General features: G+C 43.5%; 14 protein-coding genes. 3 read left to right on the top strand and 11 right to left on the bottom strand.

Annotated features, from left to right (window positions below; translation table 11 throughout):
- Positions 1-12: 12 nt before the first annotated feature.
- The 3 genes from H8Z82_RS01805 to H8Z82_RS01795 all read right to left on the bottom strand — a co-directional run bounded on the left by H8Z82_RS01805 (position 13) and on the right by H8Z82_RS01795 (position 2,359).
- Entirely contained in the window at positions 13-1,014 is a 1,002-nt protein-coding gene (locus H8Z82_RS01805; RefSeq protein WP_186994067.1) for a leucine-rich repeat protein, read from the bottom strand.
- 96 nt (positions 1,015-1,110) lie between these two features.
- A complete protein-coding gene (locus H8Z82_RS01800; protein ID WP_186994066.1) occupies positions 1,111-1,809 on the bottom strand; it encodes a metallophosphoesterase in 699 nt (232 codons plus the stop codon).
- A gap of 31 nt (positions 1,810-1,840) precedes the next feature.
- Positions 1,841-2,359 (bottom strand): GNAT family N-acetyltransferase, encoded by a 519-nt coding sequence (locus tag H8Z82_RS01795; protein ID WP_186994065.1) that lies wholly within the window; start codon positions 2,357-2,359, stop codon positions 1,841-1,843.
- A 377-nt stretch (positions 2,360-2,736) separates the two neighbouring features.
- On the opposite strand from H8Z82_RS01795, the gene H8Z82_RS01790 reads away from it, so the two are divergent.
- Positions 2,737-3,768, top strand: coding sequence for a 3-deoxy-7-phosphoheptulonate synthase (locus H8Z82_RS01790; protein ID WP_186994064.1), 1,032 nt, complete (start codon positions 2,737-2,739; stop codon positions 3,766-3,768).
- A gap of 98 nt (positions 3,769-3,866) precedes the next feature.
- On the opposite strand, the gene H8Z82_RS01785 is transcribed toward H8Z82_RS01790, so the two are convergent.
- The 8 genes from H8Z82_RS01785 to H8Z82_RS01750 form a co-directional block, all read right to left on the bottom strand.
- Positions 3,867-5,063: a DVU_1553 family AMP-dependent CoA ligase gene (locus H8Z82_RS01785; protein ID WP_330607797.1), complete on the bottom strand. Its 1,197-nt coding sequence runs from the start codon at positions 5,061-5,063 to the stop codon at positions 3,867-3,869.
- Entirely contained in the window at positions 5,060-6,385 is a 1,326-nt protein-coding gene (trsS, locus tag H8Z82_RS01780) for a radical SAM (seleno)protein TrsS (RefSeq protein WP_186994063.1), read from the bottom strand. The genes H8Z82_RS01785 and trsS overlap by 4 nt, the downstream gene beginning before the upstream one ends.
- Complete coding sequence (locus H8Z82_RS01775) at positions 6,382-6,813, bottom strand: DVU_1555 family C-GCAxxG-C-C protein (protein ID WP_019160625.1); 432 nt, start codon at positions 6,811-6,813, stop codon at positions 6,382-6,384. Before H8Z82_RS01775 ends, trsS begins: the two co-directional genes overlap by 4 nt.
- A gap of 3 nt (positions 6,814-6,816) precedes the next feature.
- A complete protein-coding gene (locus H8Z82_RS01770) occupies positions 6,817-7,350 on the bottom strand; it encodes a class I SAM-dependent methyltransferase (RefSeq protein ID WP_186994062.1) in 534 nt (177 codons plus the stop codon).
- Positions 7,351-7,572 carry a DVU_1557 family redox protein gene (locus H8Z82_RS01765; RefSeq protein ID WP_019160623.1) on the bottom strand — a complete coding sequence of 74 codons (222 nt, stop codon included), beginning with the start codon at positions 7,570-7,572 and terminating at the stop codon, positions 7,351-7,353.
- The gene (locus tag H8Z82_RS01760) at positions 7,572-9,866 is read right to left on the bottom strand and encodes a pyridine nucleotide-disulfide oxidoreductase/dicluster-binding protein (protein ID WP_186994061.1); all 2,295 of its coding nucleotides are present in this window, start codon (positions 9,864-9,866) and stop codon (positions 7,572-7,574) included. Before H8Z82_RS01760 ends, H8Z82_RS01765 begins: the two co-directional genes overlap by 1 nt.
- Before the next feature lie 83 nt (positions 9,867-9,949).
- The gene (locus tag H8Z82_RS01755; RefSeq protein WP_186994060.1) at positions 9,950-12,712 is read right to left on the bottom strand and encodes a molybdopterin-dependent aldehyde oxidoreductase; all 2,763 of its coding nucleotides are present in this window, start codon (positions 12,710-12,712) and stop codon (positions 9,950-9,952) included.
- Between the two features lie 83 nt (positions 12,713-12,795).
- A complete protein-coding gene (locus H8Z82_RS01750) occupies positions 12,796-13,056 on the bottom strand; it encodes a hypothetical protein (RefSeq protein WP_055199670.1) in 261 nt (86 codons plus the stop codon).
- 210 nt (positions 13,057-13,266) lie between these two features.
- On the opposite strand from H8Z82_RS01750, the gene H8Z82_RS01745 reads away from it, so the two are divergent.
- Together H8Z82_RS01745 and H8Z82_RS01740 are read left to right on the top strand one after the other, a co-directional pair.
- On the top strand, positions 13,267-14,196 hold the full coding sequence (locus H8Z82_RS01745; protein WP_019160619.1) for an NTP transferase domain-containing protein: 930 nt from the start codon (positions 13,267-13,269) through the stop codon (positions 14,194-14,196).
- Entirely contained in the window at positions 14,189-15,262 is a 1,074-nt protein-coding gene (locus tag H8Z82_RS01740) for a histidine phosphatase family protein (protein ID WP_019160618.1), read from the top strand. The genes H8Z82_RS01745 and H8Z82_RS01740 overlap by 8 nt, the downstream gene beginning before the upstream one ends.
- Positions 15,263-15,286 lie beyond the last annotated feature (24 nt).

Genomic DNA, 15,286 nt, shown 5'->3' with positions numbered 1-15,286 from the left:
CCTCTATATCTGTCACAGTTCAAACCTCTTTCTTCTTATATTTCTTACATTCAAAGGTTTTTCTATAGTTTCTGCCTGGTTATCCACCAGATTTGCTCTTTCATTCATTAGAAATGCGGATACTTCTGTTTCTTTTCTCTGAGATGCACAGTCCAGAGCAGAATCGATTGCTTTCAGTGTCCAGAGTTTTTGCGAGGATATCATTTCCAATCTGTGCATATCCTCCTGCTTTACCAGATATTCTGCAATATCTCCCAGATTCTTACTGATATATTCCCTGTAATTCTCCCTGGCTTTCCCGGTCAGTCCATAGGGAAACTCCAGTCTGCCAAATGACATATCCACCAGAACTTCCAGCTTATCCATGGCTACCGCCATTTCAAAAAGCCTGTCATATTCCTGATAATTCAGCTCCTTATCATAAAAACACTGTCTGTAATTACTTCCTGATCCATGATATTCCGTATACAGAATACGCGCCGGAGTGTTCTCAACTGCCTCATCATAATGCTCCGGAAATACAAGTCTGGCTTCCTCATACTCATAAAGAAAGTTTACATCAATCCTCTGCCACATCTCGCCCAACATTTCCTTAACACCAGATTTCTTTCCCTGTCTCATATGAACAGTCAGCTTCTCCAATGCATGGCAGCCTGTAAATGCCCCACAGCCTATCTGCATCAGGCTGTCAGAAAACTCCAGTTTTCTCAGATTCCCACAGCCATAAAAAATATATCGTCCAATCTCTTTTAAGGTGTGAGGAAAAACAATCTCCTCCACATCATTTCCTGCCAGAACATGCTCTTCTCTGCCAAACTCAAGACCATCTGACACTTCCCACAGACTGGCATTTCTCAGGTCTTCCTTCTCATCCATATGGCTGGAAAATGCATATGGTGCTGCACTGATCACCAATTTATCCTCTATCATTCCCGGAATCTCAACTCTGCCTTCTATTCCAAAACACCGCAGAATTTCAATCCCGCCAGATTTCTCTCTGTAGTAAATCTTCATTTTCTCATTTCTCCCCGAAGATATTTTCTCTCAAAGCACATAAAATCATCCCTGAAAAGTATAATACTTCCCAGGGATTTTTTCCAGACAATATAATTAGCGTAAAACCAGCTCCGGTTTAAAATTCAGATAATCACCTGACACCAGCTTGTACTCTATTCCATCCACATAGCCTTTAAAGCTGTCATCATACCGCTTCTCTCCATGACAGTGAGAATAGATTACCTTCTCGACACCAAATTCCTGTGCTATCAGGGTAAACGGACTCTCCATTTCTCCAATACTGGTTGGCGGATAATGGAGAAACATGATAAACTTCTCGTATCCTGCTGCCTTCGCCCCTTCAAAAGAGCAGCGCAGCCTCTCCAGTTCCCTCTCTCTGATCTTCAGGAAATGCTCATAGCTATCTTTTCCTTCATAGCAGTAACCTTTAGTTCCCACCAACGCATAATCCTCATATGTATAAAAATTATTCTGCAAAAATTCCAGCTTTCCCCTGAACATCTCATTCAGATCTTCTGTCTTCTTCGCATCCCAGAACATATCGTGATTTCCCCGAAGCAGAATCTTCCTGCCCGGCAGAGCCATAATAAAATCCAGATCTGCCTGACACTCTGCAAGATCTCTCCCCCAGGAATGATCTCCGGTAATCACTACTGTATCATTCTCTGTTACTTTTCTCTTCCAGTACTTCTCGATCTTAGCCACATGATTCTTCCATCTCTTATCAAATACATCCATAGGTTTATTGACTGTAAACGAAAGATGAAAATCACCGATTGCGTATAGGCTCATTGTACACTCTCCTGTCTGTTCTGCTCGTTAATTATTTTCCAATCTCAATGCTCATGGCATGCCAGGCTTCTCCGCCCCAGGTAGAATTTGCCTGGCCCAGATCTGTAAAGCCGAATTTCTCATACATCTTCACTTTTTCATCCAGACAGGTGAGGAAAAGTTTCTTTCGTCCTTTTTGAGCTTCCCTCTGGCAGTATCTGGATACCAGTTCACGGCCCAGGCCCTGCATACGATATTCCGGACGGACGTCCAGACCCAGAATCATAATATTTTTTCCTTCCGGATTACTCAGAGAAATATCTGTGAAGAATTCATCTCTGAAAGCATCCTCATCTGTAGGAACTCCATTAAGAAATGCAGCCAGCTTTCCGGTTTCCTTATCCTCAGCTACCAGAAATGTCTCTGCTGTTGCTTTTATTCTCTCTGTCAGACTTTTCGGGGAACATGCTTCATTTGGCGGGAAGCAGATCTGCTCAATCTCTATTGCCTGCTGTGTCTCCTCCGGTCTGATACTTCTGAATTCAAATCTATTCATATTGTTTGTACTCATTTTATTATCCTTCTCCTGTTATCTTTTTATTTTCTGCACATTCGGGATCTGCAAGTTTCCCATATAGTTGTTTTATCTACATCGGGCAGCTTCTCTTTGATTTCTTTCCTCATACCCTTTATTTGATTGTAACATCTGAAAGCATTTTTGTGAAGCTAGTACAGCGAATATTAAGTTTCTGCTATACTAAGCAAAAATATTATCTACAGCAGGTTTTTGAAAATATATCAATTTAAAGTGTTAAAGTACTGGAATTTTAGATAACACCATGTTATACTTGTGGAGGAAAATGTGCAGGCAGTCCGGTCAGGTATAAAACATTCCTGAGTTCCGGCATTATCAAGAGCCTGTATGATATTATATGGAGGAAACAAATCATGTCTATGAAAATCAATCACGAGCTTCCTTTGCCGGAGGTTCTGAAATCTCAGTACCCTCTCAGCCAGGAACTCAAAAAAGTAAAAAAACAGAGGGATGAAGAAATACGCCGCATTTTTACCGGTGAATCAGATAAATTTGTGGTTCTTGTAGGACCCTGCTCTGCAGATAACGAAGATACAGTCTGTGAATATGTACACAAATTAGAAACAGTGGCCGATAAGGTTTCTGACAAACTGATGATTATCCCACGGGTTTATACAAACAAGCCCCGTACCACAGGTGACGGCTACAAAGGAATGTTACATCAGCCAGATCCTGATAAAGCGCCTGACCTTCTTGCCGGAATCATTGCTATCCGCAAGATGCACATGAGAGTTATGCAGGAAACAGGACTCTCTTCCGCAGATGAGATGCTTTATCCTGAAAATCGCAGCTATCTGGATGATATTCTCTCCTACGAAGCTGTAGGTGCACGTTCCGTAGAGAATCAACAGCATCGTCTCACTGCCAGTGGCATGGATATTCCGGTTGGTATGAAGAATCCTACCAGTGGTGATCTTTCTGTTATGTTGAATTCCGTCACTGCTGCACAGCATCCTCATCATTTTATCTACAGAGGAAATGATGTGGAAACTTCAGGAAACGATCTGGCACATACCATTCTCCGCGGAGGTGTAAACCAGTACGGACAGACTATTCCTAACTACCACTATGAAGATCTGATGCATCTGTCTGCTTTATATGCCAAAAAAGATCTTAAGAACCCTGCCATCATCATAGATGCCAACCACTCTAATTCCAATAAACAATACAAAGAGCAGATCCGAATTGTCTCAGAAGTACTTCACAGTCGTAATTATAATCCGGAACTTAAAAAGCTGGTGAAAGGTGTTATGATTGAAAGCTACCTTCTCGAGGGCCGTCAGGATATCAGTGATCATATGACTCCTGGTTGTTCCATCACAGATCCTTGCCTCGGATGGGAAGATACAGAACGGCTTATCTATGATATTGCTGAGAAATGCTGATTTTTATGGATAATACAAATAATTCCTGCTGTTGAGGAGAGACAGAACGAAACCCGGATGACAGTCTGTGGATTTCGTTCTGTTTTCTAATAGTTTCTCTATAAAATAATACGTTTCGCAGGATACAATGCCCTATCGCTCCATTCTGCTTTTCTGCAATCCAAAGAAATAATATTTTTCTCTGCACAGACATTTCTGATCAGTTCTTCTCCGTTGTCTGATGTAAAAAATGCTGTGATTCCTTTTGTCCCTCCAACACTCCTTACACAGCAATCTACCAGTTCCGGAATCTGAAACAGCAATTCATCCATTTCTCTCATGCTTTGGGACTGGTCGATCCGTCTTACAAAGTCCAGACGCTTTATCTCACTTCCACAGATACATTTTCCGGGGATGATACGTGTATGATCGCCGGTTCTGTATCTGATCAGAGGCTGTGCCTCCATCCCAATGGTTGTGATCACCAGTTCTCCCCATTGACCGTCAGGCAGAACATTTCCCTCTTTATCTATGATCTCTATGATACAGTGATTCTCTCGCATGTGCATGCCCTCATGAGCCTGACAGCAGATCGCGCCCCCAAGTCCCATCTCTCTGGAACCATAATGAGGCCAGAGTGGTGTTCCCAGAATTTTTTCTATTTCTTTCATTACTGTTTCCGGACAGGCATCCCCTGATATCAGTGCTCTCTTTATACTTCCTTTTCCACACATTCTAAGCATGGAAAGCAGTGCTGTCGGCATACCTACATAAGTGTCCGGCTGTTCCTCTTCCAGAATTGTTTTTAACTCACCATAGGTTTTACTGTTCCCGGTTAAAAGGGGATGTGCGCCTATACGTCTGATTGCTTCAGCGATCAGCTCTCCCAATCCAAAAGGACCGGAAAACGGCATGGCAACCATAGTCCTGCTTCCCGGATAAATAAACTCACCAAGTCCGGCCATAAAAAGTTCTATGGTATGTTCACAATCTCCTTCTGTATAAAATACACGTTTACCGGCACCGGTTGTTCCGCTTGTCTGTTCTGAAATGATCCTCTGTATTTCTCCCTGAGAGCACAGTAACATCCTGCCCCCTTTCTGAGCAAGGTCGGATTCCGTTGTAAAGGGAAAGTTTTTCAGATCAGCAAGGCTTTCCAGCCTTTCCGGCAGATCCCTGTAAAATCCCTGCCTTTCTTTTTCTCTTTTCAGAACAGTATTCAGTTTATCCAGCTGTATTTTGTTTATTGTTTCCCTTGTAATATCTGTAATTTCTTCCTGCTTACAGATCATTGCATCTATATTGGATCGTTTCACTTTCTGTATAAATAGGTTCCTTTCAGATTAGTCAGATTATATGCACAGAACGGCACCATTCCATAATCAGAATCCACTTCACAGATATAACAGCGTTTCAGACGGTCAAGATCCAGATTCCAGGCATCCTGAAAGATCATGCCTGATACTGCAAAGGTTTCATTATGTATCCGGATCAGAAACTCATCCAGCGCATCTGTCTGTGTCATTTCTCCTTCATCATAGTTTTTTGTACTGTAGCTCCACTGATTTTCCACATACTGTCTGGAATCATCACTGGTAGTACAGCAGCATCCTTTTCCTGATTTTTTTTCAAGAAGCTTCAGTTCCCGCTCCCCTTTTCTCAGATAACTTGCATGGAAGGAGCAGTAGGGATTCTCTGCTCCGCCGCCTGCAAAATCCTCAATTTTCATCAGTCCCTCTGTCTGTTCTTCCATAAGTCTCAGCATCTTTGGTATGGTGATGGGATTTGTGGGACGCTTCTGGGAACATCTGCCAAAATAACTGATAGGCTGAAAATGTACGCCACGGACAAAGGGCATATGATCCAGACCAAATTTCAGGATATCCCCTACCTGCATATCATTTACTCCCGGCGCTATGACCGGCACAAGAGCAATACCAAGCTCTGCTTCTGAGCAGTTTAAGATCGCCTTTTTCTTCAGTTCCATCATAGCCTGCCCACGCAAAGTCTCATAAACCTGATCTGTCACACTGTCAAACTGAAGAAATACTGTATTCAGTCCTGCTTTTTTCAGCTTTCTGGCATATCCATCCTCCCTGGCAAGCCGGATCCCATTGGTATTTAACTGAAAAAATGTAAATCCTTTTTTTCTTCCCATATGTATGATCTCAGGCAGATCATCTCTCATGGTTGGCTCTCCTCCTGAGAGCTGTATATTAAAGGGACCTCCGTGAGCCATCAGAAAATCATACTGTTTTTCTATTTCACTGATAGAAATATCTCCCTTTTCCCCGCCTTCTCCTGCTGAAGCAAAGCAGACAGGGCAATGCATATTACAGCGTTTTGTGACTTCCAGGATCATACAGCACCCTTTTCTTTCATGTTCCTCACAGAGTCCGCAATTATCCGGACAGGATTTTTCTTTAACCTTCGGATTTACAGGAGTTTCCGCTGAGAGATTTTCTCTTCCCCAGGAAAGATAATCTGTTACATTTCCCTCCCAGATCAGAGTCTGAAATTTCCCATGAGCATTACATTCTTTTACCAGATAAATCCCGTCTTCACCAATACATTTTTTGGCAGGAACTACCTTCATACATTCCGGACAGACACTTTTTGTTTTGCCGATGGTGATCAAAGCTCCAGTACCTCCCGTTCTGTCAGTATTTCCATAACTTTTGTATAAGTATCTGCAATAAGTCCGGGACATTTCTCCATAATTATGCCCCAGTCCAGATGAGTGATATCCTTACAGTAAAAAGCTCCAAATTCTTCCTCTGTCTTTTGGCGGAACCACTGATATAATTCCTGTACAGCCGGCTTCATCTGTGCATCTTCCTTCTCTTCAGGAGCCAGATTGCCGAGAAAATATCCGATGGCACAGGCACTTCCTGTCAGACATCCACAGGTATCTCCACAGTAACCAATTCCTCCCCCAAGGCCTCCCATTGCCTTTACAAGCTGTGGATTTTCCTCTCCTATGGTTTCCAGAGTCATAATCATAATAATTTGTGAACAATGATATCCCCTGCTGCCTAATTCCATTATTCTTTCGTAAAGATCCATACATTACTCCTTTCTGCCAACCACCATGGTATAGCCTATTTTTCTGCCTTTGTATTCATTCTGTAAAAGCTTATGATCCTCGCAGCAGAATGAATCATTCCAGATTGCTTCCAGATAATATTCTCTCCAGAGAGCAGTCTGGTCCTCCTGACAGAGAATCATAAACCCTGTTTCTTTCACAATTTCCAAAAGATTGCCCGGATCCAGATCTGACAGTAAAAGAAATCCTCCCTTTTTCAGTACACGCCAGCATTCAGAAACTGCCTTTTTCTGATTTCTGCTGACCAAAAATGCACACTGGCTGATACAGAGATCCATACTGTCTGCTGCATACTGAAGGTCCAGAAAATCTCCCCTCTGCACCTCACTGCTTCGCGGAGCAAGATCCACCCCCTGCACATTCAGACCAAATGCTTTCATGATCCGCACTGTCTCTCCCTCTCCTGCTCCCAGATCCAGAGCTTTCATTCCTTTTTTCAGTTCTATGCTTTTCAGAAGATGAAGTGTCTGCTCTTCCCCTCCGGGATGTCTGTTCATCTATTTATCCTCCAGTGCACGTTCCACTGCCAGAACCTTTCCAAGAGCCAGCTCCTCCGGAACATAGACAAAGCCACATTTGGGACAGACCGGCATCTCAACAGGAAAACCGTTCTCCAGATACATAAATTTTGCTTTTCCTTTTACAAGAGGAACCTTGCATTTCATGCAGGTCAGCTTTCCCTCAGGATCAATGGTATAATATGTTCTCTCTGCTGCCATTACTGTCCCACCCTTTTCATAATATTCATTCTGTGACTGTATGCTCTGCGTACCAGATACCCTTCTTCAGTTTCCACAAATCGCACCCAGAATGTCACATTTCCAAGTCTGCTCCTTGTCACCAGTTCTTTTGTCTCTTCATCAAAAATCGCTTCCTGGTTTTCTCTGTAATCTGATAATACACGCTCCACATCACTTTTCAGTATCATACGTTCATCCATCATACTGATGGCATCTTCTGTATATGCAACGGTATAATCTTTTTTCTCCATCATCAGTTCCTCATTCCATATATTTTTTAAAAGCTTCTCTTTTAGCACAAGCCGGTTGTAGCGTTTTTCACTGATATCCGGCATATTGACGGCATTTGTGCCATACAGAAGTTCCAGGATATGTCTGGATTCCCTGCCTTCCCTGACAAATCGGTCCCTGCATGCCATGCAGTACGTTATATATGGGGCATCGGATCGTTCCAGACACTTTTCTGTCATTTTATCTGCCATCTCTTTATTAGCGTAGGAAGTCAGTCCGCCGTATCCGCAACAGGGAGACAGATCTCTGGAATATTCTGTGTTTACAACAGTGCACCCCATATCTGCAAGAAGCTCTCTTATTATGTCCTGTGTCTGCGCATCACCCCTGGCTCCGCAGGCATCATGTATTGCAACAGGTATCTCCAGCCCTTTTGCCCGTGCGGGAAGTCCGATTTCCTTTAAGATCTCCCAGATTCCTGTGACTCTGACACCAAGACTCTCTTTTAACTGTTTCATACAGCTTGGACAGCCTGCTATGATCATGGGATCTCCCAGCTTTGCAAGCTCCTGCTTCAGCTGTTCATTTACCTTTTCTGTCATTTCATAGCGTCCTGCCCATTCACTGATAGCACCACAACATCCCAGCATCAGAGCAACACCGCCCTCTGTCCTCCTGCAAAGATCCTCATATGCCTCTGTGACAACATCCGGCGCTATAGCTCCTGCCTGACATCCCGGGAAAAATACATATCTGCAGGTTTCATATCCCGGCTGAGGTCTGCATAAGAAAGCCTCCGAATTGGAGAACAGCATATCCATCAGTGCAAATTCATGAGGTGCCAAAGGCATCTTGTCTGTAGATACCATATTTTCTCTTGCAGATTTGCAGACCTGGCTCATATCAAACCCATTTGGGCAGATTACAGTACACTGTCCGCAGAGTGAACAGGAATTCATCGGTTTATTCATCTGGTGATCTCCCATAATGATCTGGGTATTATTATAGATTTCACGTGCAAGAAAACCAGGATACTTTTTATATTCACTTAAATAGACACAGCTTTTCATACACTCATCACAGTGACACTGAATGCATCGCTTTGCTTCCTCAATAGCTTCTTCTTTTGAATATCCATCTATGCTGCAGGGAATCTTTTTAGAGCCTTTCATCCCTTCCATATTTGTATAGAGCCTGGTGGTAACTGCCCCTTCACTGCCTCTGTTACTGTGGGGTGAAAGGTTCTGCACAAGGAGATCTACAGTCAGGGCAGCTCTTTTTGCAGCAAAAGCCGCATCCATCACAGACTGGGCCGGACCGCTGACGATCCCTGCCTGTTCTCTCAGCATGATCTCTGCGTTTGCTGCTTCCTCAGGAGCCAGCTTTTTGGCCACCTCCTCTGAAGCACAGACCACATCTGCCTCCTTCATTTTCTCTCTGATAAACGGAAGGTCAAGACTGCATCCGAATTCAAACGAAAGATCCATGGAACTGAGACGTTTTGCTTCATTCCTACAATCTGATTCCGAAAGCTCCGGTGCTGCTGCTGCAATATAGGCTTCATAATCTTTCTCCTGACAGTAAATGGTTGCAGGATACATCTTCTTTTCCAGCTCCCCTGCAAGAAACAGCGGGAATAATCCTGAGCCAAAAATCACAGCCTTTTTTTTCTTTCTGATACGAAATACACTGCTCCGTTTTCCAGGTTCCCCATATCGGACAATGGCACGCTCTACTTCACGTATGGATATGCCATCACCCAGCTCACAAAGCCTGCATTTCTCCTCACAGGGTGCAGTACAGCCGCTACAGAGGATCATGGGAAATGGTGTGATCTTCTCATAGATCCCCAGAGCTTTCTTAAAATTTCCTTTTGCAGCATAAAACAGCATTTCTTTTGTATCTGCTTTGAAAGGACAGGCTGCAACACAGTACGCCGGCTGTTCATGAACACAGAGGCTGATCATATGATCCATCTCTTCCTTTGACATTCGATTTACGTGATAAACATGAGTGGAACCTCTCTCCTGTATATATGTCATAACCCGATACTCCTTTCATTTCCAAAAGGGAGACAGTCTCCCGTCTCCCCTTATTATATCATATGATAAAATTATACTGAGAATTATTTCTCAAGTTCCTTTAATGCTGCAAGAACCTTTTCCGGACGGGCAGGAACACGTGTGATACGTGCGCCTGTAGCATTGTAGATTGCATTCAGGATCGCAGGATGAGGAGCATCCAGCGGAGCCTCACCACAGCCGGCAGCACCGTAAGGACCGCTTGGGCGATATGTTTCATTGAAATGAAGTTCAATATCATCCGGCGCATCATTTGGATACGGAATACCACAGTTCTTCAGAGAAGTATCATGGTTCAGATCCTCGAAATCTTCTGTAAGAGCAAGACCGATACCCTGTACAAGACCACCGTAGAAGTTGCCTTCTACAAGAAGTCTGTTCATGATCGTACCTACGTCAGCCACACAGGTGAATTTTTCAACTTTAACTTTACCTGTTTCTGTATTAACAGCAACTTCCGGAAGGAAGATCGTGTACATGTAGGTTGCAAACGGATCACCCTGTGCTGTATCCTGATCGATCGGATGATCTGCACAGAAGGTTGTTACCCAGTTACCTTCATATTTTGTTGTAAGACCTTCAGCCACCATCTCATCATAAGTACGGAAGGTTCCGTCTTCTTTCTTCATAGCTGCCACAAGGTTTTCTGCTGCCAGACGACATGCATTACCTGACATAACCTGTGAACGTGATCCACCTGCAGGACCTGCATTCGGACATGTCTTGGTGTCATTCATAACAAGTTTGATCTGTTCCGGTCTGATTCCTGCCTGACGAAGTGTTTCATGGGATGATACAAGAACACCCATATCAGCGCCCTGTCCGTGATCTTCCCATGCAGCATACATTGTAACTGTTCCATCCGGATTCAGCTCTGCAAATGCGTTTGATGTATCAACACCATCAAGGCCACAGCCATATACACCGAGAGATACGCCGATGCCATATTTGATCTTGCCATCAGAAGCTGCATTCTTTTCAGCCACACGTTTCTTAGCTGCTTCATACAGTGGACGTGCTGTCTTGAACAGATCTTCTTCACAGTATACTTCAGGCGGATAACCTGTAGGAATCGTACTGCCTTCGGATTCTTTGTAACAGTTCATTTCACGGATATCGAAGGGGTCGATTCCCATCTTTGCAGCCAGAACATCTATCGCAATCTCAGATCCCATGTAAGACTGCGGAGAACCGTAAGCACGGAATGCGGAACCCCATGCGTGGTTTGTAAATACTGTTGTAGATTTATTGCGGATAGAATTGATTCCGTAGCCCGCACCTGTAAACTGAGAAAGTCTCATTGTAAGCAGGTCACCGAATTCTGAGTATGGACCATGATCCACATAGTTATTGCCCCAGAGTGCAAGAAGCTTACCGTTTTCATCTGCTGCAAGCTTGATATTCATAAATGCAGGAGATCTCTTTCCTGTATATGTAATATTCTGGAACTGATTAAATACCAGAGATACTGGACGTTCAAGAATCTTAACAGCAGCGCCGATCAAAGCCTCATTTGTAGGAGAGAACTTGTAACCAAAGGTTCCTCCTGCATGGTTCTGAACAATTCGTAAGTTCTCCATTGGCACGCCGATACCATCAGCGATCATAGGCATATGCAGATGGATACCAATGGATTTGGAATGAACAGTTATCATACCGTCTTCGTCAATATAACCATAACCGCAGTCCGGCTCAAGATGAAGATGAGGCTGACGTGAACAGTAAGATTCTATCTCAACCTGCTGTGAATCCGGAATGCTGTCCCAGTCAAAATCAGGACCCTTGATACAGTTTGTCTCAAAGAATGCGTTCGGAGTACCGGGATGGATCTCCGCTGCATCCGGTGCGATGGCATCCATTGCATTCATGTATGCAGGAAGCTCTTCAATCTCAACTTTAACTGCTTCTGCTGCTGCACGTGCATGCTCTTCTGTATCAGCAGCTACGATGGCAATCGCATCACCAAACTGGAAGATTTTTTCATCGCAGAGTACAGGACGTTCAAAACCGTCTGTTTTGTTGTGTTTTGGAAGCATTACAAGACCATTGATCTTATTGGTTCCGCCTGCTGCCTTAATATCTTTTGCTGTGATAACACGGACAACACCAGGCATGCTCTCTGCTTCTGTTGTGTCAATGCTGAGGATATTTGCATGAGAAACCTTTGCCTGTGTAAGAGCAAGACGAAGTGTTCCTGATGGCATCTTTAACGCATCATCTGCGCCGAAGTCCCAGGTACCTGTTACCTTCTGTGCTGCTGAAGGACGGATATAGTTTGTTCCAACAATAGAATCACCTGTCTGTTTGAACACAAGATCTTCCTTTGTCATCTCACCGCGCATAACTGCTGCTGCAGCCATAGTAGCATCGATCAGCGGCTTGTAACCTGTACAACGGCAGAGATTACGCTGTTTGTTAAACCAGTCTCTTACCTCTTCACGGGTAGGGCTTGGATTATTATCCAGAAGCACTTTTGCGGAAATAATAAAGCCCGGTGAACAGAAACCGCACTGTGCACATCCATATGCCATCCACGCAACCTGAATCGGGTGCATATCAGAAATTGTTCCCACACCTTCAATAGTTGTGATCTCTGCATGATCGGGAACACGGCTCATCTTGTAGATACAGGATCTTGTAACTTTTCCGTTCATAATAACATTACAGGCTCCACAATGCCCTTCACCGCAGCCGATCTTACATCCTGTAAGAAGAAGGTGATTACGGAGTACCTGCGCCAGTGTCTCATCCTTATCAAGAATAAGTATTCTCTCAACACCATTAATCTTCAATGTCTTTTTAATCATGTTCCATACCTCCTTTAAAAACACGCATTCCGTAACTGTTAGCGCCTTCACAATGACTGCTGAATAGTTACGTTATTTTAATATTACCGATCTTCAGGCTTGTGCACTCCACACGGATCATGATCAGCCCCTTTGCCTGTCAGATCTTTCAGTCTCTCTATTCCTCTGGCAGAATAGAAAACAATGGAAGAGCTACTCCCGTCCAGATTCTCACCGCTGAGTTTTAAAACATTTGCATTCTCATAATAATCGATGGGAAGCGTCCGGCTGTATACAACCCCTGTACGCTCATCTTTTACCTGCACAGTAACTTCTTTTGCGGTAATCTCAAAAATCTTATCCATAAAAAAGTTCTCCTGTCCACGTTATTTTATATATCCATACTACCATAATTTTGCACAATTATACAAATTGTAAATAATTAACAGTTGGCTACTTTATATATTCCAGACAATTTTATTTTGCTTTATTTAAAATTTTAACTATTTTTATTCTTTTATATGTTATAATAATATCAAATTTGTATAATATCATTGAAAGAAGGAGGTATCTGAATGCAGACAGGCGCCCTCATCGTGGCTGCGGGGAAATCATCACGAATGGGAGACTTTAAACCCATGCTTCAGCTTGGCTCCATTTCCATCGCACAGCGCGTGATCAATAATTTCCGGCAGGCCGGAATCTCCAAAATAGTAGTGGTAACCGGATATCATGCAGATGTTCTGGAATGCCACCTGGCTTCCAATAATGTAGTCTTTCTTCGAAATGAGAACTATGCAAACACTCATATGTTTGATTCTGTCAGAATCGGACTTGAGTATCTGAAAGACAAAGTGGATACAGTACTCTTTACACCTGTTGATGTTCCGCTGTTCACAGCCCAGACAGTCACTCAAATGCTCTCTCTGGGGCGTCCCCTTGTAACTCCGGTCTGTAATGGCAATCCCGGTCATCCCATTCTGATCCGTTCCACACTGATTGATTCCATCCTAAGTGATGACGGAAAATCAGGACTTAAAAGTGCTGTGGATAACTGCGGGGAACCCATGTATTATCTTAATGTAGAGGATCCCGGTATTATTCATGATGCAGATACACCAGAGGATTATGCTGAACTCCTCCGCATACATAACCAGAGCCTGATCCGTTCTGAAATCCATATTCAGCTGGCCCGGGAAAAAGTTTTTTTTGATGAAAAACTCTATTCGCTGCTTACACTGATTCATGAAACAGGATCTGTCCGTGATGCCTGTGAGCGCATGCACATTTCCTATTCTACCAGCTGGAACCTGATCCATACCCTGGAATCACAGCTTCATGAACCTCTGATCATCAGAAGCCAGGGCGGTACAAGGGGAAGCCATAGCGAACTGACACCATACGGCGAAGAATTTCTGAAACGATATGCCCGTTTTTCAGAAGAAACACGTTCCTGTTCAAAAAAAATATTTGAAGAATGTTTCGGAGGATTTTTTAATGCGTAGCCTTTATCTGGTCCGGCATGGAAAACCACAGTATCCGGATGAACATTCTTACTGTGTGGGACAGACAGATTTCTCTCTATCCATGCTTGGACACTTGCAGGCAGTCCTTCTTAATGAAGAATTGTCTGATAAAATATCAAGGATATACTGCAGTCCTTTGTTAAGAGCTGTTGAGACAGCAGGCCATATGGCACCTGAGCTTCCACATATAATTGTTTCTGATCTGTCAGAACGAAATCTGGGAGAATGGGATGGCCTTTCTTTTGATAAAATACGCCAGAGATGGCCGGACATTTATAAAGCCCGTGAAAATAACCCTGATCATCCGATCCCGGGAGCAGAAACTCCTACTGCATCTGGTTTTCGCTTTTCGCAGGCAGTTCATAAGATTCTTTGCGCTTCTGAAGGTGATATTGCAGTGGTAGCTCATACAGATGTAATCTCTTCTTATATATATGCATTACATTCCGGTATGTACAGCAGGCAGCGGTTTCGTCTTCCCTGTGGCTCTTACTATCATCTGGAAGTGAATGAAAGAAATAATATTTCTTTCTCTGATCCCAGTTATATACTGCCTCATCCTGAATTAAATGACGGGCTATGCTTCAGGCTTCGCAATGCGGTTTCTCTGCCCCGTCATGTACAAGCTCACAGTGATGCTGTTACTGAACTTGCCTGTTGTTTATGCAATATGTTGGAATCCAATGGTTATATCTTTGATCAGAAGCTTGTTCGCTCCGGTGCACTTCTGCATGATATTGCCAGACTTCAGAGGCATCACACCAAAACAGGCGGTGAACTTTTCTTACAGTTAGGTTATCCTGAGATCAGCCAGATTATTTCACAGCACCATGGTCTGCTGGAAACCAAGCTGGATGAAGCAGCTATTGTATTTCTGGCTGATAAACTGATTCAGGAAACACAACGTGTAACCATAGAAAAAAGATTTGCCGACAGCATGAGTAAATGCAAAAGTCCGGAAGCTTGCAAAGCTCATGAGCAGCAGTTAGAACAAGCCCGCAAACTGCAGGACATGATACAGTCACTCTGCCATATCACGCTTTAGTCCAGACAGACATACACAACCGAA

The organism is Blautia difficilis (assembly GCF_014297245.1).
Taxonomy (GTDB): domain Bacteria; phylum Bacillota; class Clostridia; order Lachnospirales; family Lachnospiraceae; genus Blautia_A; species Blautia_A difficilis.
Note: the sequence above shows the minus strand (reverse complement) of the source record. Positions and strands in the feature narration are given on the sequence as shown.